Raw genomic sequence first — 26,738 nt, forward strand, 5'->3', positions numbered from 1 at the left:
TGTCGCGCTCCTCAGTATCTGAAGCGGCGAATACCGGCATATCAGCTCGGCCTTGCGTTGGCGCCGCCGCTTCCCATACCGCGACCGGACCCTTCCTTACACATCCTGTACCGGCTAATCTGTCGGCTCTGGAAGTGGCGGCGTAGCTCAGTTGGTTAGAGCACGCGGCTCATATCCGCGGAGTCGTAGGTTCGAGTCCTACCGCCGCCACCATCCATTGCCGCCAAGCGTCGAGCTTGACCGACCGCAGGAGCCCAGCACCCCGGTTCCATTGGGCAATATCGTCGAGGTGGAACGCAGTCAATTTTTTTGTCGATTGTCCGTACAACATTAACCTCGATTCATGCGCGTCTTTGATCCGGGCAAGCAGCAAAACGAGCGAACACAGGCTATAACTAAACTAAATTGCTTTTCTTTCTATACCTGCTTATTTTTTGCCAGCGAAAAAGCTGCTGACGGCCATTGTTCTGCCCGTTGGCAAAGCCTACGATTTTAGTGCCGGCTGGCAGCTTTATCAGGGGAGAGCGGGTACTGTAGCCAATCCGAAACCGACGTCCCTGAGTACTTTGAATGAATCGAGTCGCTGGCACTCTTTTAATCGCTTTGCGCATGCCGTCACTGGAGTGGGTAGCTTAAATTGGAAGAGCACCGAGTGGTCCGCGGTCATTACCCCTGCTTACCCTCGGAAGATGCTGGTTCGATCCCAGCCCCCTCCCGCCCACTGCGGTTGCGCTCCCCAACAATGACAATCAAAGGGTTGGAGCACGGCCCCGATTAAGGCTATCGTCAGCCCACGGGACAAGCTCCGATGAAAGTACTTCTAGCGATCATCCTGATTGGTGCGGCGGCTGGCTGTTATTACGCTTATCGCTCCTATCGCGCCCAACAAAATCAGCTCATTCTGCAAGCTGTCCAAATCCACGACCTACAGCAACAACTGGCTAAGCTGCAGAATGACGACCAGGTAAGCCACCAGGCGCTGGCCCAGGTACAAAAGGAAAATAACCGCCTGGCCGCGGTCAACGACAGCTTGGCCAAAGCGCTGGCGCAGGCCAAGGTCACCGGCAAAGTCCCTAATATCCTGCCCGCGCCCTATCCGCCCAAGTAGCGCCTGAGGCTCAAGACTGCCGTGCCCGCGCATCCACCACGAAACGCTGAAATTCTGCCAGATGGCTCAGCGAGTGCATGTCTGGCAGGCGGTCGAGATAAACCTCTCCACGCAAATGATCGGTCTCGTGCTGGATCACCCGGGCATGAAAATCACTGGCTTCGAAGTCCAGCTCTTCGCCTCTGCGCCCCAGCGCCTGCACTCGTACCCGCTTGTACCGAGGAACTGCTCCGCGCAAATCCGGAATACTCAGGCAACCCTCCCAACCCACTATTCGGCTGTCATCTAAAATGGTCAGGCGCGGGTTGACCAGGACTGTCAGCGGCACGGCCTCGGCCTCCGGGTAGCGTGGATTGCCATTGACTTCGAGCACCGCTAGTTGCAGCGACAAATGGATCTGGGTCGCGGCCAACCCCACTCCATTGTACTCGCGCATGGTCTCGATCATGGAGTCCACCAGCGCTTGAAACTCGGCTCCCGCAATCTCCTCGTGGGTAACTTCGCGCGCTCGTGTTCGGACGATCGGATGGCCTAGCCGCGCCACCTTTAGAATCATCTCGCCAGCTCCTCGACGGCGCTTTCGATGTCGGCGCCGCAGCCCTCAATGTTCAAGCTTTCAAAGCCCCGCTATTGATTGGAACTTCCGCTGCTCTCCGATTTCGCACCGGGCGTGTCCGCAGCCGCATTGGACATCTTTTCCTGCACTACCGAAGCAATGGTCTGATCGGGGGCGTAATAGATGCGGTAGAGTGTCAACTTACTCTCGGCCAGTTTCAGCCTCGCTTGGCGCACTGCCACCGAGGAACCCATCGTCAGCACTCCCAGGGCGATATTACGCGGCCGGATCTTGGGATCAACGAATTTGCTCCCGTCCGGATTAAACGCGTAAATATCCTCGAGCTGTCCACTGCTGGTGGTCTCCGATGCGTTGGGGTCGCCAAAGGCGGTTTGAACCTGGCTGCGTGGCGTCCCCAGTTTCAGCACAGCCGCATCGTAATGCACCGAGCTGTCCTTCATGGTCACGCTTTGCAAAATGCCAGTTGGAGTATAGTCCTTCGCCTGCACGGCCGGAGCCGTTGGCTGAAACTGCGTACAAGCGCTCAGCCAAACCGCGCTGAGCACTATCCAAACAATTGCGATCATTTCCTTTAGTCTGCCTTTTGGAGTGGGAATACCACTTAGGAGCGGTTTATAGCCTAAACCGACGAAAGGCGAAACCTTGACCTACCTTGCGCAGCCTGCCCCATGTGTCGAGGGAGCAGCCGCTACCGCCGCCAAGCGACGGCGTCGAAGAATCAGCGTACCACAGGACCTCTTCTTCCTTCAGTTTCTATGTTGGCCAGGAAAGGTGCTCATAAATCCGCGACCGCTCGCCCATGAAGAGAGGAATCAAACATCGGAGGCCGCGCACACTGCGAGTCTGCTCAACCGTCGTTTCCCTGACCGGGATGTTCATTGTGCCGCTTCCAATCACCCTCTCAGGTCAGGGAAAGAGATACCCCTGCTGCTCATTTTCCGAGCAGTTAGTTGAGATTGACACCCGCACCCCAGAATCGGCCCTTGCTGGCGCTCAGGACGACGCTGGGGAGCCCGCAGCCCGACTTACCCAGCGGCTGCGAGATCGTAGGTTAAGAAGTGCAACCGTGCGGACTTTTTCGCGCCCGCTAGGAGGCCAACATCTCTTTCTGCGACAAACTCATCTTCCTGCACCAAGTTTCAATATCGCCAAGCCGAAACCGCCAATCCCCGCCTACCTTGAAGCCTGGCAATTCGCCCTTGGAGAGCATCCGGTAGACCGTGGAGGGATGGCAGTGTAGGTACTCGCTCAGCTCCCTGACTGTCATGATTTCGACCATGAGCTTTTTCTCTCCAGCCCGCGCGAGCCCGAATAAAAGGAGCCCCCGGGATGCAAAACTTCACTAACAAGACGAGCTACTGGTTAATTTGGTTGACCGGCTGCAAAAAAGTTTTTTGGAGGGGGCGCCCCCGCGACTTGCTCGCCACGGGCAGATCCGGCGATTAATTCGCTGACCAATCGCCCGTTTGCGCAAGCGGCTTGGCGGTTCACAGGCTGCACGCCTTGACCCGAACGCCAGCCCCACCTAGAACTTAGCCAGCGAAGCTAGCCACGAACGGGAGCTGAACACGCCCCACGGCAGCGCGACCTCGCTGAGGAGCAGGCATGGAATTTGGCATTTTCGATCATCTCGACCGCAACACCCTGCCCTTGCAGGAATTTTACGAGGGTCGGCTCAAACTCGCCGAGGCCCTGGATCGCGCCGGGTTTTATGCCTATCACATAGCCGAGCATCACTCGACCCCGCTGGGAATGGCGCCCTCGCCTTCCCTGTTCTTGGCCGCGATGGCCGAGCGCACCCGCCGGCTACGCTTCGGACCGCTGGTTTACTGCCTGCCTTTTTACCACCCGCTGCGCTTGCTCGAAGAGATCTGCATGCTCGATCAGCTCAGCGGCGGCCGTCTCGAAGTCGGCATCGGGCGCGGGATCTCGCCGTTCGAAGCCGGCTATTACGGGGTCGATTACAGCCAAGCCCGCAAGGTCTTTGATGAGACTCTTGAGATCATTACCAAGGGCATGATCTCCAAGACTCTGACCTTCGACGGCGACTACTACCACTTCCATGGCGTGCCGATAGAATTGCAACCGGTTCAGACGCCCCATCCGCCCTTCTGGTACGGCGTTCATACGGTAGAAAGCGCCGAGAACACCGCCCGCCGCGGCTTCAACATTGTAAGTGGCGACCCCGTCGCCACCGTGCGCCAAATCACCGACCGCTATCGCGCGGTCTGGGCGGAAACCGGGCGCAATCCCAACTACCTGCCCAAGCTAGGGCTGACCCGTTTCGTAGTGGTGGCAGAGGACGACGAAACCGCGCTCAATATCGGCCGGCGCGCCTATCCCAAATGGCACGCCAGCTTCAGCCATCTCTACCACACCCATGGCCGTTCCCCGATGCTGGGCGAACGTCCCGCGGATTGGGAAGGCATCCGCAACAACGGGGTCGGCATCGCTGGCTCGCCCAAGACAGTAGCCACGATCTTGCGCCAGCAACTAGCTGAGTCCGGGGTTAATTACCTAGTCGCCCATTTCATCTTCGGCGACATCACGCTGAGCGAGGCCTTACGTACGGTCGATCTGTTCAAACGCGAAGTGATACCTGCGCTGGAATAGCTCTGGCTCGTGCTTGTCCTCCGCTCGCGCGCTTAGCCCGCTGACGCGGTTCTTTGAAGAGCACCATGGGCAACCACCTCCAGAGTGGTTCATGCGGCCCACCGCGCTCCAGCGCGCTAATAGCCAAATGGCGGAACATAGCCCCAGCGGTCGTGATAGATGTCCCACTGGTCGTGGCGGATATCGGCGCGTTCGGCCCATGCCGCGCGATAGTGGCCAAAGGCGAGATCACGGTTTAACTGCCAGCGATCGTGAGCCAAGTCGCGCCAATCGCGATGGAGGTCCCAGCGCTGGCCGGGAAACCATTGCGCGTGCGCGGCCATCGGTAAGCTCAGCATCAGCCCTGCCAGCGCGGCGATAATCAAAGCTCTCCTCGCGGTCCTCATCGGCTTGCACCTCGTCACCAGATTTCTGCCAATCAGACGCAGGATGCCGCGGTCTTGTTTACCAACCTCACAACGCTCGAGCTGTGCCTACAGGAAAATCCGGCCTAAAAAGTCGGCCAGCCGCGCAGCTTGCGGGGGAAAAGAACGGTAACCTATATAGCCGTCGGGGCGAATCAGGTAGAGGCCCGCGCCGGCCGCATGGTACTGCGCATGCAGCTTGTGCGCGGAATCCCAGATCGTCGCGCCGCTCCAGCCCAAGCCCTTGGGCAGCCCCCCTTCGTTGACGACCAGCAGCGGTTTGACGCATTGGCCGTAACGCTCGGTCACGCGCTGGCCAATCCCGGCAAGCTCGCGATAGTCTGCCCACTGAGCCTCAACCCCTGGAAAGAGCAGCAGGCAATGGGTGGTGCCACGCAGCATCTCCCATAGGCCAACCTCCTGCCCCGCTTCGGTGCGCAAACTTGAGACCTCCGGCGCGCGATCCCCGACCGCCGGGCCACCGGCGAAGGAAGCGAAGATTTTTGCTATGCCCTCTTGATAGTCCTCCACCAGCGGACTTTTGCGATAATTGACCGAAAGCTCTGCCAGCGTGCGCCCCGCTCGCTGGGTCAGGAACTCGCTGCCGCTCAGTACCGCCATCAGCCGGCTGCGAACCACCATCCCCACCGGGCTGCGCAGCGCCCCTATCCGCGTGGTCAGATCGGTGGCGGTCAGCACTGCGCGCCCCACAGCATGCCGCTCGGCGCTGTAGCTATCGAGAATCTCGGCTCTCCCCAGTCCTTTGAGCACCAGCGCCAATTTCCAGCCCAGGTTATAGGCGTCCTGCAACCCGGTGTTCATCCCCTGCCCGCCGGCGGGCGAGTGGATGTGGCAGGCGTCGCCGGCCAGAAAAACCCGATTCACCCGATAGCTTTGGGCTTGCCGCCGGTGAATGCGAAAGTACGATAACCACAGCGCATCGTGCAGCCGAATTCCTTTGGTGGCGCGCGAGTCTACCAGCGCCTGCATATCCGCCAGGCTTGGCTCGCCGTGATCGGGCGCCTCATCGCAAGTCGCCATCAGGCGATAGCGACCACCGCCAAAGGGAAAGAACATCAGCATCCCGCTCTCGGTGAAAAATCCCGTGATCTCGTCGGCTGGCATGATCCAGTCCACGTGGGCATCGGCCAGAGCGAAATGCTCGGGATATTCGGCCCCTTCGAAAGCCAGGTTGAGCGCGTGACGCACCGCGCTGTGGGCTCCGTCGCAGCCCACCAGGTATTGAAAGCGCGCGCGCTCTTCACCATCGACTCCCTTCAGGCACGCGGTCACTGCGTTGCCGTCCTGTTCAAGCCCCACCAACTCGACATTGCGCTCGACCCGCACTCCAAGGGCGCTCGCATACTCCCCCAAGAGCCGCTCGGTCTGGTCCTGCGGCAGCATCAACGCAAAATTGTAACGGCTTTCCAATCCGTCGAGGGTCACGTGCAAGATTCGCTTGCCCCCGCTGTAGGCGCTGATTCCGTGGACCTTGACACCAGTATCGACAAAGCGCTCGGCGATTCCCAAGGCCTCGAAAATCTCCAGGGTATGGGCCTGGATCGCAGCGGCCTTGGAATGCTCCGAAGGCGCGGGCGCCTTATCAACTATCCTGCAACTCAGCCCGTGACGGACCAATTCCGAAGCCATCATCAAACCGGTCGGGCCAGCCCCAACCACCAGCACCGCTGCCTCCCCCATCGCACTCATTTCAAGTAGATTCTCCTTGGATAAAACATCTCCCCATCCTTAAAACAACGAAGCCTAATCCGGCTTCTTTCGCCGAGCCAGTGCCAGCGTCCATCTTAACAACGGCAGATAAACCTCACCTGTAGTTTCAGCAGGCCGTATCCTTCGTAAACGACCAGCTCGCTTGCCCAATCTTCTGACCAAGCAGCAATAAGAGAGCCGGGCGCAGAGGGCGCGAACTTTTCCCGGTCTGCTACAGCTCGGTCACGGCGCGAAAACGCGATAGGCGGGAGTGGACGGCGGACTCAGATCGAGCACCGGTTTCAACCGAAGCGGCACCGACGGAGTCTCATCGGGTGCCAGCGCGCGTTCCATCTGAGCGCGCTCCACCAGGGTGTGCCACACTTGCCCGGGTGTGGCGCTGAAGACCACCTCGGGGTCGGCAGGCAGCACATACCAGGATCCCTCCTGCATCTCGCCGTGCAACTGCTCGGGAGCCCATTGCGCGCGGCCCAGGTACAGGCGCACGTCGCTGGCAATCGGTCGGCGTTTAAACATGTCGATTGCGAAGCTGGGATCCAGGCTAACGTAAACTCCATCAAAAAGCTCGGTGGCCTGGGGCGAGGCACGCGCTGCCCGATAGAGGACGGCTGGCGTCTCGACGTCCACCGGACCGCCCAAAAAGGCGGTCTGGGTCACTCCCTTGAGAGCCGGATTGCGGGGAAAGAGCTTAGCCAGCCCGATCTGGGTGGGCTTATTGACGATCAATCCTACCACCAAGGGCAGCTTGCTGTTGGGCAGCATCAGGATGACCGATTGTGAAAACAGCGGATCGCCCAGATCGGGCGTCGCCACCAGAAAGACTGGGCTATGGTCGGGAGAGTCCTGCGCCGGAGCCAGACCGAAGAAGCCGACGAGGATCATGAGTCCGACGCTCAGCACCAAAGCGATTGTGGCCAGCTTCGCGCGCATCGCTCCTCGCGGGACCGGTAATCGCATTTCGCATTGCGTTATACCACCGCCCGCCCTGTTTCGATTATGGACCACGGCCGGGTCGATGGAAACTGCTTTGCGACCGATGACTAAAAACAGCACGCGCCGCACCCTTCTTAGCATCGGCCCGGGAGCACGGACAAGCGGCAGCGCCCATCCTCACTAGCCACCAGCTTCCCACCCCTGCCATCGCCCCTATCCCAACGGCGCGCGAAGCTGCTCGGACCGGTCAGGGCCGATAGAGGGTGGGAAACTTCTGCTGCAGAAGCTTTAGCTTGGGCAGATCGTTGAACACGATATAGGGGTTGTCTGGGTGCCGCTCCAGGAAGTTCTGATGATAAGCTTCGGCTGGATAAAAGCCCTTCAAGGGCACGACCTGGGTCACGATCGGCGTTGCGAAAACGTGTTCCCGATTTAGCTCTGCGATAGTACTTTTGGCGGCGGTTTCTTGCGCCTGGTCGGCGTAAAAGACTACCGAACGATAATTGCTTCCCACGTCCGGCCCCTGACGGTTAAGCTGGGTGGGATCGTGCGCGACCAGGAAAAACACCTGCAGCAACTGACGGTAGGATATCTGGGCTGGGTCGTAGGTGATTTCAACCGATTCCGCATGCCCGGTATCACCCTCGCTGACCAAGTCGTAATGCGCGGTTTGAGCCGCTCCCCCGGAGTAACCGGAGACTACTTGCGAAACGCCTTTGACGTGCTTGAAGACCGCGTCTACGCCCCAGAAACATCCGCCCGCAAGTACCGCAGTTTGCTGAGCGGCCAGCGCCCGCGAAGCCACAGCAGCGCCTAGCACAAGCGCCAGCAAAGCAATTTGTCCCAGTGCTGACTTCGATCGCGTCATACCCCTGTTAACCCGACGCGAGCCGATTTGGTTCCTACTCGACCTCTGAAGCTATCTTGCTGGAGTTGGGCGGAAAGGTCCAGACGTAGACCCCGGTAGCCAAAGCAAAGGCCGCCGACAACGCAATGCCGCCGCTTAGACCGAGCTCCCGGGCCAGCAAGGCGACCAGGGTGGGAGTGAACAACTGGGTTCCACGCGCCATGTTGTAAGCCCCACCCATCGCGGTATTGCGCACTGCGGTCGGAAACAGTTCGGTAAACAGCGGGCCGTAACCACCAAACATCCCCGCCCCAAAGCCGGTCACGAACATGGCCCCGCCCACGGCCGTAAAAGAACCACCAGTGTCGCTCCAAAACAAGGTGATCGAAAGTAGCCCGGTAGCCATGATACAGGAAAACACGCTGAAGGAGGCCCGCCTACCGATCGCGTCGGCTAAATAGCCAAAGATCAACTGGCCCAGCAGAATTCCCACGTAGGCAATCGAAATAATCAGCGCCGCGGTACCGGCAGATAGATGACGTTGTTCCTCGAAATAGGTCGGCAACCAGGAAAATGCGATATAGAAGGCCGACATGTCCAACGAGCACAGGATGATCGAGCGCACGAAATCACGGCGATGGGGTCCGGTCATCAGATTGCGGATCGGATCCATCACGTGGCTTAAGCGGGGCAAAATGAACAGCCGCCCCTTGCGGGCCTCGGGATGTCGCGCCAACCACACGTCGGATTCCGGCAAGGCCCGCCTCACGAAGGCCGAGAGCACTGCCGGCAGCGCGGAGATGATGAACACCAGGCGCCAGCCTAGATGGGGCGCCACGAACCCGCCTATCGCCGCCGCCATCAGGCAGCCTACAGAGCCCCCGGTCTGCATGAAGGCGGCATAGCGACTGCGGAAGCGGGGCGGAAAAGTTTCGCCAATATAGGTGTGGCCAGTGGCCCATTCTCCTCCCACTCCGAAGCCGGTAATGATGCGAAAGACGATCAGGCTGACCAAGCCGTGAGCGAAGCCGCTGAGCAGCGTGCCCGCGCTGTAGGTGAGGATGGTCCATTCCAGCACGCGCCTGCGGCCGTATAGGTCCGCCAGCGCTCCCATCACAATCCCACCCAACGCGCTAGCGCCCAGCGAGACCCCCAGAGCGTAAGACATCTGCAGCTTGTTCAGATGCAACGAGATGCTGATGGGCGGAATTAGGAAGGTAAATAGAATTAAGTCATAGATGTCGAAAATCCAGCCCGCCCAGCACAAGGCCAGGATGCGATAATGCTGCTTACCCAGTTTCGGCCGCTCGGCCAGCATATGATGCTGGCGCGGCTTGCGTAGGGCGGATTTTCTGAGCCGGGCGACCCGCGGAGCTTTCGCAGCCATCGCTTACCCCTGGCGCTGTATGGTATTCGACGCTGGGCAACCAGTTGGTGCGCCCAACTCTCCAGCGCGAGATCAATTTATGTCATCGATATTTCAGTTTTTCCAGTTTTAGCGCCAAAAAAACTGTGGATGTCGACCTTGATGGCCTTTCTTGACCAGGAACGCCACTATCGGCGCGAATTAGAACGGCAGGCGCAGCGAGGCTATCACCGCATGGTTATAGAGCGGCTGATGGGTGACCGCGATCTGGTAACCGGCTCCCCCAGTAATCTCCAACCGTTCCCAGATGCTTACCCGCCCGATCAGCAGCCCCGGGGTAAGAAAGACCTGATTCAAGCCTGCGCGCGCGCCGTCGGGCCACCAAGTGTAATTGACTTCCACTTCTGGCCAAAAATAGCGATGTACCTGGTATTGGAAGGCGGTATTCCACACCAGCGGCATCCCCAGTCGATCCATACCACCGTTGGGAAAGGAAACCGCCAGGTTGCTCTGCACGTCAAACTTGCCGTAACCCTTGCCCGCTCCTAGCGCCGGCGTGAAGATCGCGTGACCAGCGCTGTTGCCGTTATCCCCGCTGGGCACGCTGATACCCATAAGAACGCTAAAAATGTAATTGCCCTGCTCCTCGTTGGCCGCCGCCACCCGGTATTTCAACAGAAAATTTTCGTCGCTCCAGCCGTCGCCTGGCTGTGGCGAACTCTTGCTGCTACGCGGCAGCGTGCCGTTGCGCGCAATCCACGCCGGAATCCCGACCACAATCAGCGTGTTCTGGAACGGCAACAGATCGACCCCTTTACCACCACCAAAATTGTCGATCGCCGCACCGCGTGGTTGCGATTGCCAGAGCTGATCGTAGCGCAGTTTCTCTTCCAATCGAGGCGTTGTGGTAACCAGAGGAGAAATCCAGTGCGGTTGCTGGTTTTGGATTCGCTTCGCCCGGGGAAGCCAATCGGCAAAATAAGCAATTACCGGCGCCCATGGCGAGGCGGTCCACGCCGAGGGTGCGGTCGGGACGCTTTGAGCGTCGGCACCCACGCTCAGCAGCGACAAAAACAATCCCGCCACCGACGCTGCCAGCCTGGTAACCGGTCGCTTCTCCCGCATCACAACCGCCAACCTTGGAGAGGAACCCGCAGCAATGCAATAGCGCAATCTGACTGAATAAAAATTGTCTCGCCTGGTCCGAGCTGCTCGACAGTGGCGAAAACTTGATCGTCTTGGTGATGCAAGCTCTTGGGCTATGAGATAGATGTTGTTCTTTAATTTAACGTTTTGGGCAAAGACGGTCGGCTCGCCCAGCGCGGCACGGAGTATATGGAAAGCGCCTCGACAAGCGAACCTCTGGTAGTTGGCACGCCCGCCGCCACCGGCCCCGCGTTGGCCCCCATCAGCGCGATCCTGTTGTTGGCGTGGTCTCATTTCCTGCTCGACGGCACCTCCACTTTTCTTCCTGGCGTGTTGCCGGCAGTCCTCACCCAGTTGCAAATACCGCTGCGGCTGGTCGGGGTGGTAATGGCCTCGCTGCTGGTGGGGCAGGCCCTGCAGCCATGTTTTGGCTGGTTCGCCGACAAGTTGGGAGGGCGGGCCTTTATTCTATGCGGCGTTGGGGGTAGCGCTTTGGGCGGTGCGCTCATCGGCTGGGTGCCAGGCTACTGGAGCCTGGCCGGAGCGCTGCTGATGGTTGGGCTCTCGGGAGCGATGTTTCACCCTCAAGCCTTGGCCAGCGTGCGCGTGCTGCCGGTCCAGCGCACCGGCCTGTGCATGTCCACCTTCTTGCTCGGGGGTCAGCTAGGCCAGGCGATCTGGCCTTTGCTCGCCAGCTTGGTAGTTGTCGGCCGGGGCCTGCATTGGCTGCCTCTGCTCAGCCTTCCCGCCTTCCTATCGCTGCCCTTTCTGGCTCCCCGCCTGCCTCACCTGCCGCGCCATCCCGACCGCTCGCGCCGAGTGATCTGGCGCGGCCGCCGTCTGGCATTGGCCACCCTGGTCGCTTATGTCGGCTTGGAATCCGGGGTTCAATACAGCCTGGTCACGTTTCTTCCCATTCTCTGGGTACGCCGCGGCGGCTCGCTGGTGGGCGGAGCCTCGCTGATCACCGTGATCCTTTTCGCGGGCGTGGCCGGCAACATCGTCGGCGGCCATCTCTCCGACCACATCGGGCGACGTCCCATCATGGTGTTATCGGGCGCGATGGCGGCAAGTTGTCTAGCTCTGCTCCTACTCTTTCCGGGACCGCTGATGTGGTTGCTGCTAGCCGGAATTGGGATGGCTTTGATTTCCTCCAACCCTGCCCAAATTCTAGTCGGCCAGGATTTGCTGCCCGAAAACCGCTCGATCGGTTCGGGCTTCGCCATGGGCTTTTCCAACGCGATGGGCGCCTTGCTGATGGTTGGTCTGGGCTATTTGGCTGCCTACTCCAGTATATTTGCGGTACTGTGGCTGGACGTCTTTTTATGTACCGCCGCCGCGCTTACCCCTTTTCTACTCCCTGCAAGCGCGCTGGGCCTGCGCCCCGCGCCTGAGCTCACCCCCGCTTGAGAGCCGCGAACTGGTCAGCGCGACTCCCAAGCCCCTTGCCACCAGCCTCATTGTTTGTTTGTACAACCGGCGTGCTCTCGGTTCATGCAATGCGAGCGGCTTCGCTCGCGCCCCATCGATGGCTGCTCACCGACTGGAGATGACCCGTCCACACCCCATGGCGCGAGTTCTACCCGCGCATGAGGCGCTCGATTACTGCGGGTAACAGCCGCTTGATCTGATTTAAGCAAGCGGCGAAAACGTCGTCGCCTTGACCAAAGGGATCATCGACGTCTCCCGCTTCCCCGGCAAACTCGCGCAGTGTAAAAACTTGACGACCGCTGACGGCGGGAAAGCGCTCCCAGAGCTCGGAGGTCTGGCTGGCAGTCATGGTGAGAATCAGGTCGGCCTGCTCGATCAGCTCGGGATGGCGGCGCAAATCGGTCGAAGTCTCAGCTTCTCCCAGCATGATTCCTTCGTTGCGCAGGACCAGCCGCGTATCCAATGAGATCAGCGCACCGTCGCGGGCAAAGGGCGCGATCCCCGCCGAGCGCACCGCGATCGCATTAACCAACCCTCGCCCGACCAACTCACGCCGCAACAAATGCTCGGCCATCACGCTGCGAGCCGTGTTCGCGGCGCAGATAAAGAGGACCGAACGATAGCGCGCGGAAGCGCCAGGGGAGGTTTCCGCGCGCGGCCGGTCCGAACTCATCAGCCCTGTGCCGAAGCAACCACTTCGGCCATCGTTTCCTTCTTGGTCAACCCCTGGGCCAGCACGCTCTTGAGTTTGGCCCCCAATTCGGCCGGATCCCAGGGCTGGCTGGTTTTGAACTGAGCCACCGAATGCCACCCCTTCATCACCCAGACCGCGCCGTAGCCCGAGCGGAAGACTTCACCGTGTACATCCTTGGCGTCATCGCTAGCCAGCCATACCACCAGCGGCGCGATGTTGGAGGGATCACGCGGATCGAATTGCCCGGACGCCGGCGCAGGCATCGCCGCCGCGCTCTGACGCTGCGCGCCCGCTAGCGCGTCGGTAGTCATGCGGGTGCGGGCTAGCGGCGCGATCGCGTTGGCTGTTACGCCGTAGCGGCTCATTTCCATGTCGATAATCATCGCCATCGCTGCCAGCCCGGCCTTGGCCGAACCGTAGTTGGTTTGGCCCACGTTGCCGATCAATCCCGAGTCCGAGCTGGTGTTAATCAGTCGTCCAGGCAAGCTGTTGCCCAACTTCTGCTGCTCGCGCCAATAGGCGCAGGCATGGCGAGCCAAATTGAACGAGCCCTTGAGATGGACCGAGACAACGGCGTCGAAATCCTCCTCCGACATGTTAAAAATCATGCGATCGCGTAAAATGCCGGCATTGTTTACCAGGATGGTGAGCTTGCCGAAGTTGTCCAGCGCGCATTCCACGATTCGCTTGGCCGCTTTGAAATCGGCCACGCTTTCATAATTAGCGACCGCCTCACCCCCCGCGGCGCGAATCGCCTTGACCACATCCTCGGCTGGCGAGCGTGATTCGCCGGTGCCGTCGAAATGCGAGCCCAGGTCGTTGACCACCACCTTGGCTCCGTGCTTGGCCATTAACAGCGCCTCTTCGCGCCCGATCCCACGACCAGCTCCGGTGATTATCGCCACTTTGCCATCAAGCATTCCCATTGGCGTAACAATCCTCTTGTTAGTTAGAAGTTAAACGGTGTGCCACCTGCGATCTCAAGGGCGCGCGTGGCCTTCATCATCATGCCGCCACGATTGCGATTACAAAAGAGCGAATGCGCTGCTGTCAAGGCGCGCGCCGAACCTATCGTGAGGGTTGCGCAACCTCCCCCGGCAATGAGGAGCCGTCCTGGTCGCGGCCGCGGCTGACGCGGCTGTGCCATCGACCGTAGCTGAAATAGACCGCCAACCCCAGCGCCAGCCAGACCACGAAGCGCATCCAGGTCACGACCGGCAGACTGAGCATTAGATAGCCGCAGGCCAGCGCACCCGCGATCGGCACCAGCGGGACGAAGGGAGTGGCGAACGGGCGCGCGCGCTGAGGATCGATATGGCGCATGATCCAAACCCCCATGCACACCAGCACGAACGCGAACAGGGTGCCGATATTGGTCAGTTCGGCGATTTCCTGAATCGGCAACAGCGCCGCGGTGATTCCCACCGCGGTCCCGGTTAAAATCGTGGGAAAATAGGGCGTGCGGAAGCGCGGATGGATTCGCGAAAAGATAGGCGGCAGCAGACCGTCGCGCGACATCGCGAAAAATACCCGCGATTGCCCTAACATCATAACTAGCAACACCGAGGTCAATCCCGCCACCGCCCCCAGCGATACCGTAGCAGAGGCTAAATTGAGCCCCAAGTTGACAAAGGCGGAGGAAAGCGGCGCGTTGACGTCGATCGTTTTGTAGGGGGTCATCCCGGTCAGCACCGCCGCGACCAGGATGTAGAGCAAGGTGCAGGCGGCCAGCGAACCCAGGATGCCCAGGGGAAGATCGCGGGCCGGGTCGATCACCTCTTCTGCCGCGGTCGAGACCGCGTCAAAGCCGATGTAGGCGAAAAATATGATCGCCGCACCGTGCATGATTCCGCTCCAGCCAAAGGGAACGAAGGGATGCCAGTTGGCGGGACGGACGTAAAACGCCCCCACCACAATCACCACGCCGACGGCAAAAAGCTTGACCGCGACGATAATCGAATTGACGCGCGCGCTCTCCGAAATCCCAATCACTAAGATGGTGGTTACCACCGCGACGATCAGCAATGCGGGCAGATCCAGGATTCCACCGCCGGCCCCGGGAGCATGGCTCAAGGCATAAGGCAGATGGATTCCCAGCCCGCCCAGAATCACCCGGCAATAGCCTGACCATCCCACCGCCACTGCCGCCGAGGCGACTGCATACTCCAGGATCAGATCCCATCCGATGATCCAACCCGCCAACTCGCCCATCGTGGCGTAGGAATAGGAATAGGCGCTGCCGGCCACCGGAATCATCGCGGCAAACTCCGCGTAACACAGCGCCGCCATGGCCGAGGCCAGCCCCGAGACCGCAAAGGAAATGATTACTCCTGGCCCCGCCATCTCCGCTGCCGCCACGCCGGTCAGCACGAAAATTCCCGCGCCGATAATCGCGCCGACCCCCAGCGCGGTCAGATCGAGCGCGCCCAAGGCGCGTTTGAGGCCACCCCCGTGGGTGCGGCTGTCCTCCAAAAGCATCGCAATCGGCTTGCGATGAAAGAGTTGCTGCCGCAGCGAAGGTGCTTTGGTCATCGATTGCTCGCTGCTTGGCGCTTTGGCGTCACCACGCCAAATAGCCGCCATCTACAGCCAGTAGCGCGCCGGTCACGTAGCTTGCCGCGGGGCTGGCCAGAAATATCACCGCCCCGCGAATCTCATCGGGCCGCCCCAAACGGCCCAGTGGAGTTAGCGCTTCCATCTTCTCGCGATTTCCCGGCCGCGCCAGCCCGCCCGCGGTCGCTTCAGTGGGAATCCAACCGGGCGCGATCGCATTGACGTTGATCCCGTGCGGCGCCCATTCGATCGCTAATTGCCTGGTCAAATTGACCAGCGCCCCTTTGCTGGCAGTATAGGCCGACAGCCGATAAATACCGGTGCCGACCGCACCCAACACCGAGGCAATGTTGATAATTCGCCCGGGCTTGCGCCGCTCGATCAGGCCGGCGGCGACCCGTTGCGCCAGCATCATTGGCGCCGTCAGATTGACCGCCAGCGTCTCATCCCACACCTCACGGCGCAGCCGCTCGGCACGTCCGGTAGGAGCGATGCCGGCGTTATTGACCAGAATATCGATCTCGCCCAGCTCCGCAGCCTCCACCATCAGCCGATCTAGATCGGCGCCGCGCGTGAGGTCGGCCGCGATCGGCAACACCCGCACACCATGACTCTCGCGCAATTCGCGCGCCAGCGTCTCCAACCGCTCGCCGCGGCGCGCCACTACTACCAAATCGGCACCAGCCATCGCCAGCGCATGTGCGCATTCCACCCCCAGGCCTGAGGAAGCTCCGGTTACCAAGGCGAGGTGACCGCCCAGCGAAAACAGCGCCGCCAGCGGGTTATCCGCCATGGATTACTTCCCCGCCAGCGTGGCGGCTTGCCCAGCTCGCAAGGGCTGGGTTGTTTTCAGCTCAGGCCCGAGCGAGCGCTGCAACCTACTGTGAAAATAGATGCTGTCAGCACTGCTGCGGCGTAATAAGGATACCCTGCCCTGGATCCCCTCCCCGGGCAGGAAGGGGAGATTGCGAACGGGGCAATAAAACCCCTGGTCAGGGAGTAAACAGTTCGCATGGGTTGCGGCGGCGCGCCCCTGCTCTATTTTATTCTCATCAGTTTTCGTCCACCCATGGGGGCGCCCCCGACCCATAAGCTCCCCTCTCGCTTGCGGGGTGAGGTTAGGCTGGAGGTTTGGCGGATACGGGGCCGGTAAACCCCGCTTTCCCGCCTTTTCTCGCGCACCGGAAACCGCTACTGGGGGGTACTCTGCCGTCGTCCCCATCCCTAGCCAGAGAGGGAGCGCAGGGGTAGGAACTATGAAAATTTCTCCAAATTCACCCGCGCTGTTCACTATGTTCAAGGCGGATAAGCGGTGGGTTGACAAGGGTATCCGTGCAAGCACGCTAATTGCTCAGCGCCTTGGCCGCCGCCTGTGCTGCCATTACCGTCCGGTCGATCGCTCCTCGGTCAATACCGTAATGCGCCACGGCACGAAAACTGACCCCGCCACGTCGCCCGATCAGCACCCCACGCGACCTCATTTCGGCCTCGAAGCTGCGCGCCTGCGCCTCTTCGCCCTCAACGTCGAAAAAAACCATGTTGGTGCGCCGCGCAGCCGGCCACACCTGTAGCCCGGCGATCAGTCCCAAGCCTTGCGCCAGCGCGCGGGCGTTGCTGTGATCTTCGCCCAGGCGATCGATCATCTGGTCCAGCGCAATCAGGCCGGCGGCGGCGATGATCCCCGCCTGCCTCATCCCACCGCCCAACACCTTGCGCACTCGATGGGCTTCCTGAATAAAGGCCGCGCTGCCGCACAGCAATGAGCCCACCGGACAGGCCAGCCCCTTGGACAGGCAGAAGGAAACCGAGTCGGCCTCGGCCGCCAGGGTCACAGCTTCGCTCTCCAGCGCCAGTGCCGCGTTGAAGATGCGTGCCCCGTCCAAATGGGTCGCCAACCCGCGCCCCCGCGCTATCGTCGCGACCTCGCGCATGTGGGAGAGCGGCACCGCTACCCCGCCGCATTGATTGTGAGTGTTCTCCAGAGTAACCAGTGCGGGCGGCGCGAAATGAGCATCGGGCGGCGTTGCCACCTGATACGCCAACTCACTTAGATCAAGCTGGCCGTCGTCGAGATTGCGTACCGGCGCAAAGACGATCCCGCCCAGCGCCGAGGCGCCGCCACCCTCGTACACGTAGCTATGCGAGCGCGACCCGACAATTGCCTTGGTGCCACGCCGGCAATGAACTAACAGGGCAATCAGGTTGGCCATCGTACCGCTGGCTACCAGCAAGGCCGCTTCCTTGCCCATCAGCGCGGCGGCACGTTCCTGCAGCCGATTGACCGTTGGGTCTTCGCCGAAGACGTCGTCGCCCAATTCGGCGCGTGCCATCGCCTCCCGCATCGCCTCCGAGGGCAGGGTCACGGTATCGCTACGCAAGTCGATCACGACGCTCTAAATCCTCCAAGCCGATAGGAAAAATTGGACGCCGGCACTCAGGGAAAAATCGCCTTGACGATCTCGTCGATCGCACGCTTGCTGTCGGCCTCGTCGGTCAGCGACCAGGTCACCGCCACGGTGGCGGCGCGCCGCGGCGCAATCCCGTTACGGATCAATTCGCCGGCGTAGATCAGCAGGCGGGTGGAAACCCCTTCTTCCAGCCCCGAGGACTTCAAGTTGCGCACTTTCTCGCCTAGCAAGGCCAACTGGCCCGCGCAGTTTTGATCCACTCCGGCTTCGTGAGCAATGATGTTGGTTTCCTTTTCCGCGGGGGGATAGTTGAACTCGATCGTCACGAAGCGCTGGCGGGTGGAATGCTTGAGGTTTTTCTGAATGCTCTGGTAGCCGGGATTGTAAGAAATGACCAGCAAAAAGCCCTCGTGCGCGGACAGCACTTCGCCCCGTTTTTCGATCGGCAGGATGCGCCGATGGTCGGAGAGCGGATGAATCAGGACGGTGGTATCTTTGCGCGCTTCCACCACCTCGTCCAGGTAGCATATCGCGCCGCGCCGCACCGCCTGAGTCAGCGGACCGTCGATCCACACGGTCTCGTCGGCCTGAATCAGATAGCGACCGACCAAGTCGCTGCCGGTCAAATCCTCGTGGCAGGCCACCGTGATAAGCTCACACGGACCGTCGGGTTGGGCCGCCAGCCGATGAGCCATATGCTCCACGAAGCGGGTCTTGCCGCATCCAGTCGGCCCCTTGAGCAATACCGGCAGGCGGGCATTGTAGGCCGCAGTAAAAATCTCAGCTTCGTCGCCAATGGGCAGATAATATGGCGTCTGGGCGGGATTGAGGGTTCGCACCTCGGGGCTTTGCCCGGTCAAGCGCGTATCGAAAGTCTTCAACTCAACCGCCATGAAAATTGTCCTTTCCCGCCCGCGGCCCCACCGCAGGTTGGGCGAATTTTAGCAACCAGCCCGCTCTCCTTCACTGCGCGGACCGCTCATACCCCTCGCAACTGGATAACCGACCCCTGCGCGGTATCCTTGACTTCGTACCCGGCCGCCTCGATCTCTCGGCGCAAAGCGTCGGCGCGGGCAAAATCACGTTGTCCGCGCGCAGCCGCGCGCTGCGCCGCCAAGGTCGCGATCGCCGGCGGCAATGTACCGCTGCCGGCTCGCCGGCGCATGGCGTCCAAATCCAGCCCCAGCACGCTATCGCAGGCGCACAGGGCGCGCCAGATATGGTAGTCGCCGCGCCGGTAGGCCTCGGCCACCAGTTCCAAGGCCACTGCGAGCGCCTGCGGGGTATTGAGGTCATTGTTGAGCGCCTCCCTGAAGCGCTCTACATACTCCGCCGCCCAGGGCGCATCCTCTTCTGCCGGCTCGGGCTGGCTGCGCGCGAACTCGGCGAAATAGTCCAGGTTGGATTGCGCCGCGCGCACCGCTTCCATATTGAAAGCCAGCTCGGAACGATACTTGGCGCCCAGGCAAAACAGCCGAAACGCCAGCGGATTCAAGCCTGCCGCCACCACATCCGCCAGCACCGGAAAGCGCCCCGCGCTCTTGCTGATCTTGGCCCCTTCCATGCCGACCAAAAACGCATTGTGCATGAAATAATGCACAAAGGGCTGGCCGGTGGCCGCCTCCGACTGCGCGATTTCATTCTCGTGATGGATCGGCACGTGGTCCAGACCACCCGAATGGATGTCGATGGTCGGCCCCAGGTACTTCATCGCCATCGCCGAGCACTCAATATGCCAGCCGGGATAGCCGCGTCCCCACGGACTGTCCCACTGCATGATGTGATGGGGCTGGTTGAGCACCCACAGGGCGAAATCGTGCGGACTGCGCTTGTCATCCGCATGCTCCAGCCGCTGGGTGGAAGATTGCTCCTCCAAGCTTTGCCGCGCCAGCCGGCCACGACCTCCCGGCCCACGCCAGCGCTTGAGATCAAAATAAACCCCGCTTTGCGTTACATAGCCGTATCCCCGTTTCACAATCCGGTCGATCAGGGCGATCATGTCGGGAATATGCTCGGTAGCTCGAGCGTAGCGCCCAGGCGGCACGGTGGGCGGCTCAATATGCAACAGCTCCAGATCGTGGCGAAACTGTGCAATATAATACTCGGCCACTTCCGCCGGACTGCGCCCCTGCTCGCGTGCGGTCTTTTCGATCTTATCTTCGCCGGCATCCTCGTCCGACGTCATGTGGCCGACGTCCGTAATGTTCATGACGTGGCGGACTTCGTAGCCGTTGAACCGCAAAGCGCGCTGCAAAACGTCAGTGAACAGGTAGCTGCGCATGTTGCCCAGATGCTGTGGCAGATAAACCGTGGGACCGCAGGAATAATAGGTCACCACGCCGGGCGTCAGCGGTTTGAACTCCTCGACGGCGCGAGTCAGTGTGTTGTAGACGAAAAACGGTCTCACGGGGCAATTGCTTGAAGTTTATCGCGAGTAGCCGGCTTTGAACAAGCGCAGGCCGCGGCTCGACCTGCCATAAAATCGCACTCCGAACCACTGACGGACAGTTGCCACGGCGAAAGCGATCGGGAATGCTTAACCGACGAACAGTGGCGGCCATTTTGCCGACCAATCTGACAAAAGGTGCATGCGATGACCACGAGCGGCAATTCACGCTCGCTTGACGTGCGCAAACGGATGTCCCATCCAGTGGTCGACGGTGACGGCCATACCACCGAATTCATGCCCGCCGTACACGACTATATCAGCCGGTTGGGCGGCCCGAAAATGCTGGAGCGCTACTTGGAATGGGAGCGCACACGTGGTTTCTGGGCCTGGTACAATTTTACTCCCGAGCAGCGGCGCGAGACTCGTCCGATGCGCCCAATCTGGTGGTCGCGAACCCCTAATACCCGCGACCAGGCCACCATGATGTTCCCCCGCCTGCTGCGCGAGCGACTCGACGAGACCGGAATCGATTTCACCATCCTTTTCCCCAGCATCGGCCTAACCTCGATGCGGCCCGAGGACCCCGAACTGCGCCAATGTGCGGTGCGCGCCTACAATACCTACCACGCCGACATCTACCGCGAGCACGCAAGCCGCATGACCCCGGTCGCCGTGATCCCGATCAACACCCCGCAAGAAGCCATCGCGGAGCTGGAATACTCAGTCAAAGCCCTGGGCTACAAGGCGGTCTGCTTTCCCGACTACGTGCCACGCCCGATTCCCTACATGGCGCGCAAGTACGGCGTGGCTGACGCCACTCGCTTCGCCTACTGGATGGACTTCATGAGCGTGGACAGCGAGTACGACTACGATCCGGTGTGGCGTAAATGCCTGGAACTCAAGGTCGCCCCCGCCTTCCACGGCCAAGGCTTTTTTGGCGGGCGCACCTCGATCACCAACTTCATGCACAACCATATCGGCCAGTTCGCCGCCGCCCACGAAGCGGTTTGCCGGGGGCTGTTCTTCGCCGGCGTGACCCGCCGCCTCCCCCAGCTCAACTTCTCCTTTTTGGAGGGCGGCGTGGGCTGGGCCTGCATCCTCTACAGCGACTTGTTCGGGCACTTTGAGAAACGTTGCATCGAGGCCATTCCCAAGTACAACCCTGCCAACCTCGATCTCAAACTCTTTCTCGAGCTGGCCCGTAATTACGGCGGCGAAATCGTTGAGGGCCGGCTCACCGAGCGCTTCATTGACATGCTCACCTGGCGCGGGCGCAACGAAGATCCTGCCCTGATGGATGAATTCGCCCGCTGCCAGATTCATCACAAGCGCGAGATCAAAGACCTCTTTGTGCCCCATTTCTTCTTCGGCTGTGAAGCCGACGATCCAATCAGCGCCTGGGCCTTTGATCGCAAGAAAAATCGTTATCAGGCCAAGCTCAATGCCTTCTTCAGCTCGGATATCGGCCACTGGGACGTGTGGGACATTCGTGACGTCACCGCTGAAGCCTACGAAATGGTCGAGCACGGACTGCTCAACGAAGACGAATTTCGCGACTTCATGTTCAACCATGCGGTGCGATGCTGGGGGCAGGTAAATCCGGACTTTTTCAAAGGCACGATAGTGGAAGACCAAGCCGCCGCGGTACTGCGCAACAGCGTCAAACAAATTCCGGCGGCGGCCTGAGACGCCACTCAGCCGCGCAAACGAGGCAACAGGCGCAGGGCGTTGTCGCGATCGATGGCGCGCCATTGTTCGACCGGCAGCCCAAGCTGAGGAATTCCACCGGTCGTCGCCTCCATGGGGACAAACGGATAATCGCTGCCAAACAGCATCTGCGACAGCGGGATCAGCGCTCTGATCGCGGCGAAGTTGGGTGCGTAGGTCGCGTTGGCGATGTCGAAATGCAGCCGCTTGAGTTCGTACAGCACGCCGTTGGGTAGCCGCTCTGCGACCTCGGGTTGGCGCGCACCGAAGTCGGCCATCCGATGGGCCAGCACGGTCATCGTGCCGCCGCAGTGGCAGAAGATAAAGCGGATATCCGAGCAGCGGCTCAACACCCCATTGAACAGCAGGCTCGAAATCGCGCGCGTGGTATCGAACAGAAATTCGGTGATCGCGGGCGGGATGCCGATAGTCAGGTTGCGGCAGCACGCCGGCGCGGTGGGGTGGATGAAGACCACGGCGCGGCGGCGATTGAGTTCCTCGAAGACCGGGAAAAAGGCTGGATCGCCCGGCCAACGATCGTCGTAGCTGGTCAGCAGGCCAACCCCGTCGGCCTTGAGCACGTCGAGCGCATATTCGATCTCACGCAAGCTGCCGTCGGGATCGGGCAGCGGGGTAGCCGCAAAGAAGCCAAAACGGCCGGGATGGTCCTGCACCATCCGCGCGGCGTACTCGTTGCATTCGCGCGCCAGGTCGCAAGCTGCACGGTTGTCGCCAAACCAGATCCCGGGCGTGGAGATGGAAGCAATCGCGGTGGCGATTCCATGCTTATCCATCTCCTCCACCGAACGTGCGGGTGTCCATGCCAGCAGCGGGGCCGGATTGACACCCAGCCGCGCCATCAGGCGATCCCGTTCGCGCGCCAGGTAAGGAGTGGGGAACATGTGATGATGCACGTCCACCCGCTGGGGATTAGCGGCCATGGTTAATCCTCGTCAGCTTGGATTCACGCGACTAAGCCGCCACGCGGGTGAACTGTTGTCGCTCGGCGCAGCGGCGCGCGAGTGTTGACTGACGCCTGCGCTCCGCACGCCCATTTCGCCTGGAAGCGAGCTGAACACCATCCTTCCCTAAGAGGGCCAGCCTCACCGTCAGCGCGGTGCGGTCGATGGAAAAAATTCCGGCACCAAAAATCCAAACGTCCCATTGCGCACTCCATCGGTGGCAAAGACCTCGCCGTGAATCGGGTCTACCGCCACGGCGCTGGGATGGACCATGCCGGTCTCCGCGCCGCGAATTATCGCGTGCGGCGGCACATTGCCGTTGTCAGTTACGTTCCACACGCCGACAAACCCCAGTGGCCCCATCCAGGGCAGCGTCGGCCCCTGGCATCCGTCGCGCGGTTCATAGCCGCCCGCGTCGTAGGGCGGAACGTAATAGAAATTGTCCACCCCGGCGAATAGCTGCCCACCGTAGAGCGCAACGTGAAATAAACCCACGATTCCTGTGGCCGGACCTTCGATCACGCTCAGCGGCGTGGCGTCACCGCTGTCCGTACGCCGAAACACAAACAGCGCGGCGTTGTAGTGGCGATCACGCGCCGCCACCGCGACCAGGTTGCGTTGCGGATCGACCGCGACCCCCGAGGGTAGCCGCATTCCTGATTTGGGCCCGTAGTGAATCACCCGCAAGGGCGCTACATCGCCGTTGCCATTGAGCGGAAAGACCAGGAGCGCGTCCGACTCCAGGTCCGCGATCCACAACTCGTTATGCACATCATCGGCCGCCGGTTGCCAGGGCGCATGGAGCAAGGTATGCGGCCCCTGAATGACGCGATCCGGCGGATGGTCGCCGCTGGCGCCGCCGTGGAAAAACACAATCGAGGCCGCAAGTGGCTCGGTGGCGATTATCTCGTCGTTACCGGGATCGTAGGTTAGCCCGTGCGCCACTCGGGTCAGCTTGGTGTGTTGTCCTTCGATGATCCGCACGGGTTCGGTGTTGTCGCTTGCCAGCCTGGCAAATGCCGCGATTCGCGGATCGCTGACTCAATTTGGCACCAAGATCTGGTCGCGCTTGGAATCATACGCAACCGCCTGTGGATTGCCGAACCCGGTCGCTGGCGTACCAGCGGGTGCATTGCGCAGCACGCGCCGCGGCTGGGCATCGCCCCGCGCAGTACGTGCGAAGACCTCCGCGGTATGGCCGAAGTTGGCCACCCACAACTCTTCATGCACCGGATCGTAGGCCACACCCATCGGCCGCAGGATTTGGGTGTGCGGCCCGCCCAAGACCCGCAGCGGGGCAGTGTCGCCCTTGGCGTCGCGCGCAAATACCAGGATCTCGTTGGCCGGTTCGTTGGCCACGAACAATTCGTTGTGCCGATTGTCCACCGCCATACCGGTGGGCCAGTTAAAGCGCGTCGCCGGTCCCTGCAACACCCGCAAAGGCACCGCGTCGCCTTCTGCGTCATCGCTGAAGACCCGTACCGAGGGCGGGTAATAATGACCACCGCCGGTGTAGTCGCGATCCCAATAGCCCTGATTGGAATTGCCGTAGTTGCTCACCAGAATCTCGTGATGGGCTTCGTCCCAGACTACCCCGTGCGGGTCTGCCAGACCGGTATGCGGCCCGCGAATGGAGCGCACCGGATGCTCGGCGCCGTGGGAACCCAGCCGATAGAAGATAATCTCGGCATTGTGCTGAATCGCAACCGCCATCTGACGGTAATGTTGACTTATTCCGATCCCATAGGAGCCGTGAGGCACCGCCACCACCCGCGACTTGTAGTCGCCATTGGCCGTATAGGGAAAGGCCGCTACGTCGTCGCCAACGTCATTCTCGGTGGTATAAAATTCGTGCTTTACCGGATCGACCGCAATCCCTGCGGCAAAGGATAAAAAGGTGTCAGGCCCGCGAATCCACGCCTTATAAGGCGTAATTCCAGGGGCGTGGGGCGGAGCCGCCACGTCCAGATTATACACCAGCACGCTCTTCATGTTGGTGTCGCTCAGGATCGCCAAGTTGTTTTTCGTATCCAGGGCGATCCCGTTGAATTCGGGATATAGATCGATAAGCTCGGTGCAGGGTTGTACTGGCCCACCTACCATCCCTGGCACCGCCTTGAGAAAAGCCTGCTCTGCCGGAAACAGCTTGTGCGGATTGGTCAGAGCGTCGAAACTGGGTTCCTCTGCGTTGCTGCGGTTGATCCCCCACAATTCGCCGCCGCCCAGTCCCAGCAACACTATCGCGGCCACCGTTGCCAACGCCCGACGTCCCCGTTTACCCCACACCGGCCTCCCCCACCCCACTTGAAAACTCGCGCCGCCCGCCACCTTCAGCATCGTCTTGCCTCTCTCAGCTAGTTTTACGCCTCCTCCTCAACCTTCGAGGGGAAGAAACCATATCGAGCGCGCCGGAGCGTGAAGCGAGGTTATCCCGGCGGGAACGATGCAAAGCAATTGTTGGAGCGAAAGATGTAGGTCTCGTGGAAATCATGCACCAAAGCCTTGCGCCCCAACTCCGCCATCGCGCCCACCAGAACCATCCAAGCCAGCAGCTCCTGATGACCCGCACGATCGTTCTCCTCCGGCGTGCGCTTGCGCCAGGCTTCGTAATCGCCGCGCTTGAGCGCCTCCAGTAACATCCGGTCGGCCTGGTGGTCGGGAATGATGTAGCCGTTGGTGGGCGACAGAAAAGCATGCGACCAGCCAGCCGAGGCCATCAGAACGATCCGGTAAGGACTCTGACTCGCCACTTGCGCCAGCTTGGCGCCCAATTCCATGCATAAGGCTGGCGAGGGCCCAGGAGGATCTGGCAAACCCTCAGCCTTCTGGGTCTGGAACAGATGAGCCGCGAAGCCCTTGGCCGTGATTACCTGGCTGCCGTAGCAATTGACATGAAAGGGTACGATCCGATGGGGAAACCCCTTGCGGTCACAGTCAAGGAATAAGACCGTGTTGGTAAAGGCATGCGCCAGATGGGGCTGATTGAGGGTCTTGTAGGCGTAGGACATCGGGAAGCCCCGCTGCATCAGCCCAGTGGCCAAATACTTGGCGCCTGCCCGGTGGCCGTGCAGGCGCAAGGTGAAGTCGGTTGGCTCCCCCCAGGCATTGCGCGCGAAACGGGGATCATGAGCGTAGGGCTGCTCGTCGAAGTCGTCGTCCAGACCAAAGATACAAAAAGGCGGGATGATGTCCTCGCGAAAGTTCTCGTACTGGTCGTCACCAAATATCACGACAAAGTCAGGCGCGAAGTCGTCAATAATGCGCCGCAGCTTGCGGCAATCATCGAACAGCCGCCGGCGCAACTCACGAGTCGCCGTGAGTCCTTCATCCTGACCCATTTCCGCTATCATTTCGGCGGGCCAGTTGGCGCGGTCACGATAGCGCGGATCGACGTTGGGGGCAGCCAGGATCTGATGGAAAGGCACCATTATCTCGTGGTCCGCCATCACCAGACCGGGAAAGTGACTGCCACCAATCCCTAAAATCTCGCCCATGGTCCCTTCTCCAGGCCCGCTGGGGGCGGGCCAACGTACCTACGCGGACCGTACCGCCGCCCAATCCTGACTGTCAAGCCGAGTCAACCGCCACTTCCTCGGCGCCGATCTTTTGGCTGTTTGCCACCATTTTCCCCTGCTCCAAAGGTGCCCCACGCCGCGTGCCGCCGCCGCCTCGAAAGCAAGCTGACTGACACAACGGCAAAGCTGACCAACCTGACATGGTAAAACCGATCCTGCGCTCCCAATTATGGCATATGCTCTTGGCCTGCGTGCTTTGCGTGCCTGCCCATAGCGCGCCAGCAGCGTTGCCAGCGGCCCTTCCCGATGCTCGTATTACAGCCCTCACGTCCCCTCCGCACGGGCTGGGTCTCC

24 protein-coding genes and 2 tRNA genes are annotated in these 26,738 nt (G+C 60.8%); 6 read left to right on the forward strand and 20 right to left on the reverse strand.

Annotated features, from left to right (window positions below):
- Positions 1-136: 136 nt before the first annotated feature.
- From VKV28_16325 to VKV28_16335, 3 genes are all read left to right on the forward strand, one after another.
- Positions 137-213 (forward strand) — tRNA-Met (locus VKV28_16325).
- 407 nt (positions 214-620) lie between these two features.
- Positions 621-716 (forward strand) — tRNA-OTHER (locus tag VKV28_16330).
- Between the two features lie 92 nt (positions 717-808).
- Complete coding sequence (locus VKV28_16335; GenBank protein HLH78370.1) at positions 809-1,108, forward strand: hypothetical protein; 300 nt, start codon at positions 809-811, stop codon at positions 1,106-1,108.
- A 10-nt stretch (positions 1,109-1,118) separates the two neighbouring features.
- Here VKV28_16335 and def read toward each other — a convergent pair whose 3' ends face one another.
- The 3 genes from def to VKV28_16350 all read right to left on the reverse strand — a co-directional run bounded on the left by def (position 1,119) and on the right by VKV28_16350 (position 2,964).
- Complete coding sequence (gene def, locus VKV28_16340) at positions 1,119-1,664, reverse strand: peptide deformylase (protein ID HLH78371.1); 546 nt, start codon at positions 1,662-1,664, stop codon at positions 1,119-1,121.
- 71 nt (positions 1,665-1,735) lie between these two features.
- Entirely contained in the window at positions 1,736-2,251 is a 516-nt protein-coding gene (locus tag VKV28_16345; protein HLH78372.1) for a hypothetical protein, read from the reverse strand.
- A gap of 521 nt (positions 2,252-2,772) precedes the next feature.
- Complete coding sequence (locus VKV28_16350) at positions 2,773-2,964, reverse strand: helix-turn-helix domain-containing protein (GenBank protein ID HLH78373.1); 192 nt, start codon at positions 2,962-2,964, stop codon at positions 2,773-2,775.
- A gap of 326 nt (positions 2,965-3,290) precedes the next feature.
- On the opposite strand from VKV28_16350, the gene VKV28_16355 reads away from it, so the two are divergent.
- Positions 3,291-4,298: an LLM class flavin-dependent oxidoreductase gene (locus VKV28_16355; GenBank protein ID HLH78374.1), complete on the forward strand. Its 1,008-nt coding sequence runs from the start codon at positions 3,291-3,293 to the stop codon at positions 4,296-4,298.
- Positions 4,299-4,414: 116 nt separating this feature from the next.
- Here VKV28_16355 and VKV28_16360 read toward each other — a convergent pair whose 3' ends face one another.
- From VKV28_16360 to VKV28_16385, 6 genes are all read right to left on the reverse strand, one after another.
- Positions 4,415-4,684, reverse strand: coding sequence for a hypothetical protein (locus tag VKV28_16360; protein ID HLH78375.1), 270 nt, complete (start codon positions 4,682-4,684; stop codon positions 4,415-4,417).
- 87 nt (positions 4,685-4,771) lie between these two features.
- A complete protein-coding gene (locus tag VKV28_16365) occupies positions 4,772-6,412 on the reverse strand; it encodes an FAD-dependent monooxygenase (protein ID HLH78376.1) in 1,641 nt (546 codons plus the stop codon).
- Between the two features lie 243 nt (positions 6,413-6,655).
- Entirely contained in the window at positions 6,656-7,363 is a 708-nt protein-coding gene (locus VKV28_16370; protein HLH78377.1) for a YqgE/AlgH family protein, read from the reverse strand.
- Positions 7,364-7,613: 250 nt separating this feature from the next.
- On the reverse strand, positions 7,614-8,171 hold the full coding sequence (gene msrA, locus VKV28_16375; GenBank protein HLH78378.1) for a peptide-methionine (S)-S-oxide reductase MsrA: 558 nt from the start codon (positions 8,169-8,171) through the stop codon (positions 7,614-7,616).
- Positions 8,172-8,268: 97 nt separating this feature from the next.
- Positions 8,269-9,600 carry an MFS transporter gene (locus VKV28_16380; GenBank protein HLH78379.1) on the reverse strand — a complete coding sequence of 444 codons (1,332 nt, stop codon included), beginning with the start codon at positions 9,598-9,600 and terminating at the stop codon, positions 8,269-8,271.
- A 180-nt stretch (positions 9,601-9,780) separates the two neighbouring features.
- A complete protein-coding gene (locus VKV28_16385) occupies positions 9,781-10,704 on the reverse strand; it encodes a hypothetical protein (GenBank protein ID HLH78380.1) in 924 nt (307 codons plus the stop codon).
- A 210-nt stretch (positions 10,705-10,914) separates the two neighbouring features.
- On the opposite strand from VKV28_16385, the gene VKV28_16390 reads away from it, so the two are divergent.
- Positions 10,915-12,135, forward strand: coding sequence for an MFS transporter (locus VKV28_16390; protein HLH78381.1), 1,221 nt, complete (start codon positions 10,915-10,917; stop codon positions 12,133-12,135).
- 169 nt (positions 12,136-12,304) lie between these two features.
- Here the strand turns inward: VKV28_16390 and VKV28_16395 are convergent, their stop codons facing one another.
- The 7 genes from VKV28_16395 to cysS form a co-directional block, all read right to left on the reverse strand.
- Positions 12,305-12,829, reverse strand: coding sequence for a hypothetical protein (locus VKV28_16395; GenBank protein ID HLH78382.1), 525 nt, complete (start codon positions 12,827-12,829; stop codon positions 12,305-12,307).
- Entirely contained in the window at positions 12,829-13,776 is a 948-nt protein-coding gene (locus VKV28_16400) for an SDR family oxidoreductase (GenBank protein ID HLH78383.1), read from the reverse strand. Before VKV28_16400 ends, VKV28_16395 begins: the two co-directional genes overlap by 1 nt.
- Positions 13,777-13,918: 142 nt before the next feature.
- Positions 13,919-15,382 carry an amino acid permease gene (locus VKV28_16405; GenBank protein ID HLH78384.1) on the reverse strand — a complete coding sequence of 488 codons (1,464 nt, stop codon included), beginning with the start codon at positions 15,380-15,382 and terminating at the stop codon, positions 13,919-13,921.
- Between the two features lie 28 nt (positions 15,383-15,410).
- On the reverse strand, positions 15,411-16,196 hold the full coding sequence (locus VKV28_16410; protein HLH78385.1) for a glucose 1-dehydrogenase: 786 nt from the start codon (positions 16,194-16,196) through the stop codon (positions 15,411-15,413).
- Between the two features lie 550 nt (positions 16,197-16,746).
- Complete coding sequence (ltaE, locus tag VKV28_16415; GenBank protein HLH78386.1) at positions 16,747-17,790, reverse strand: low-specificity L-threonine aldolase; 1,044 nt, start codon at positions 17,788-17,790, stop codon at positions 16,747-16,749.
- Between the two features lie 47 nt (positions 17,791-17,837).
- Positions 17,838-18,704 carry a CbbQ/NirQ/NorQ/GpvN family protein gene (locus VKV28_16420; GenBank protein HLH78387.1) on the reverse strand — a complete coding sequence of 289 codons (867 nt, stop codon included), beginning with the start codon at positions 18,702-18,704 and terminating at the stop codon, positions 17,838-17,840.
- Between the two features lie 86 nt (positions 18,705-18,790).
- On the reverse strand, positions 18,791-20,218 hold the full coding sequence (gene cysS / locus VKV28_16425) for a cysteine--tRNA ligase (GenBank protein ID HLH78388.1): 1,428 nt from the start codon (positions 20,216-20,218) through the stop codon (positions 18,791-18,793).
- A 186-nt stretch (positions 20,219-20,404) separates the two neighbouring features.
- On the opposite strand from cysS, the gene VKV28_16430 reads away from it, so the two are divergent.
- Positions 20,405-21,886 (forward strand): amidohydrolase family protein, encoded by a 1,482-nt coding sequence (locus tag VKV28_16430; GenBank protein HLH78389.1) that lies wholly within the window; start codon positions 20,405-20,407, stop codon positions 21,884-21,886.
- 8 nt (positions 21,887-21,894) lie between these two features.
- Here the strand turns inward: VKV28_16430 and VKV28_16435 are convergent, their stop codons facing one another.
- The 4 genes from VKV28_16435 to VKV28_16450 all read right to left on the reverse strand — a co-directional run bounded on the left by VKV28_16435 (position 21,895) and on the right by VKV28_16450 (position 26,363).
- Positions 21,895-22,848: an amidohydrolase family protein gene (locus VKV28_16435; protein ID HLH78390.1), complete on the reverse strand. Its 954-nt coding sequence runs from the start codon at positions 22,846-22,848 to the stop codon at positions 21,895-21,897.
- A gap of 168 nt (positions 22,849-23,016) precedes the next feature.
- Positions 23,017-23,853: a hypothetical protein gene (locus VKV28_16440; GenBank protein ID HLH78391.1), complete on the reverse strand. Its 837-nt coding sequence runs from the start codon at positions 23,851-23,853 to the stop codon at positions 23,017-23,019.
- 57 nt (positions 23,854-23,910) lie between these two features.
- Positions 23,911-25,206 (reverse strand): hypothetical protein, encoded by a 1,296-nt coding sequence (locus tag VKV28_16445; protein HLH78392.1) that lies wholly within the window; start codon positions 25,204-25,206, stop codon positions 23,911-23,913.
- 89 nt (positions 25,207-25,295) lie between these two features.
- Positions 25,296-26,363, reverse strand: a complete 1,068-nt coding sequence (locus tag VKV28_16450) for a hypothetical protein (GenBank protein HLH78393.1) — start codon at positions 26,361-26,363, stop codon at positions 25,296-25,298.
- Positions 26,364-26,738 lie beyond the last annotated feature (375 nt).

The sequence above is a fragment of the Candidatus Binataceae bacterium genome (assembly GCA_035294265.1).
Taxonomy (GTDB): Bacteria; Desulfobacterota; Binatia; order Binatales; family Binataceae; genus DATGLK01.

Coding starts and splice junctions, on each gene's coding strand:
- VKV28_16430 (HLH78389.1), top strand. CDS start 20,405: ATGACCACGAGCGGCAATTCACGCTCGCTTGACGTGCGCAAACGGATG.
- VKV28_16335 (HLH78370.1), top strand. CDS start 809: ATGAAAGTACTTCTAGCGATCATCCTGATTGGTGCGGCGGCTGGCTGT.
- VKV28_16410 (HLH78385.1), bottom strand. CDS start 16,196: ATGGCGGATAACCCGCTGGCGGCGCTGTTTTCGCTGGGCGGTCACCTC.
- VKV28_16400 (HLH78383.1), bottom strand. CDS start 13,776: ATGGGAATGCTTGATGGCAAAGTGGCGATAATCACCGGAGCTGGTCGT.
- VKV28_16420 (HLH78387.1), bottom strand. CDS start 18,704: ATGGCGGTTGAGTTGAAGACTTTCGATACGCGCTTGACCGGGCAAAGC.
- VKV28_16355 (HLH78374.1), top strand. CDS start 3,291: ATGGAATTTGGCATTTTCGATCATCTCGACCGCAACACCCTGCCCTTG.
- VKV28_16350 (HLH78373.1), bottom strand. CDS start 2,964: ATGGTCGAAATCATGACAGTCAGGGAGCTGAGCGAGTACCTACACTGC.
- VKV28_16390 (HLH78381.1), top strand. CDS start 10,915: ATGGAAAGCGCCTCGACAAGCGAACCTCTGGTAGTTGGCACGCCCGCC.
- VKV28_16405 (HLH78384.1), bottom strand. CDS start 15,382: ATGACCAAAGCACCTTCGCTGCGGCAGCAACTCTTTCATCGCAAGCCG.
- VKV28_16370 (HLH78377.1), bottom strand. CDS start 7,363: ATGCGCGCGAAGCTGGCCACAATCGCTTTGGTGCTGAGCGTCGGACTC.
- def (HLH78371.1), bottom strand. CDS start 1,664: ATGATTCTAAAGGTGGCGCGGCTAGGCCATCCGATCGTCCGAACACGA.
- VKV28_16360 (HLH78375.1), bottom strand. CDS start 4,684: ATGAGGACCGCGAGGAGAGCTTTGATTATCGCCGCGCTGGCAGGGCTG.
- VKV28_16365 (HLH78376.1), bottom strand. CDS start 6,412: ATGAGTGCGATGGGGGAGGCAGCGGTGCTGGTGGTTGGGGCTGGCCCG.
- VKV28_16385 (HLH78380.1), bottom strand. CDS start 10,704: ATGCGGGAGAAGCGACCGGTTACCAGGCTGGCAGCGTCGGTGGCGGGA.
- VKV28_16380 (HLH78379.1), bottom strand. CDS start 9,600: ATGGCTGCGAAAGCTCCGCGGGTCGCCCGGCTCAGAAAATCCGCCCTA.
- VKV28_16395 (HLH78382.1), bottom strand. CDS start 12,829: ATGAGTTCGGACCGGCCGCGCGCGGAAACCTCCCCTGGCGCTTCCGCG.
- VKV28_16445 (HLH78392.1), bottom strand. CDS start 25,206: ATGCTGAAGGTGGCGGGCGGCGCGAGTTTTCAAGTGGGGTGGGGGAGG.
- VKV28_16435 (HLH78390.1), bottom strand. CDS start 22,848: ATGGCCGCTAATCCCCAGCGGGTGGACGTGCATCATCACATGTTCCCC.
- VKV28_16450 (HLH78393.1), bottom strand. CDS start 26,363: ATGGGCGAGATTTTAGGGATTGGTGGCAGTCACTTTCCCGGTCTGGTG.
- VKV28_16345 (HLH78372.1), bottom strand. CDS start 2,251: ATGATCGCAATTGTTTGGATAGTGCTCAGCGCGGTTTGGCTGAGCGCT.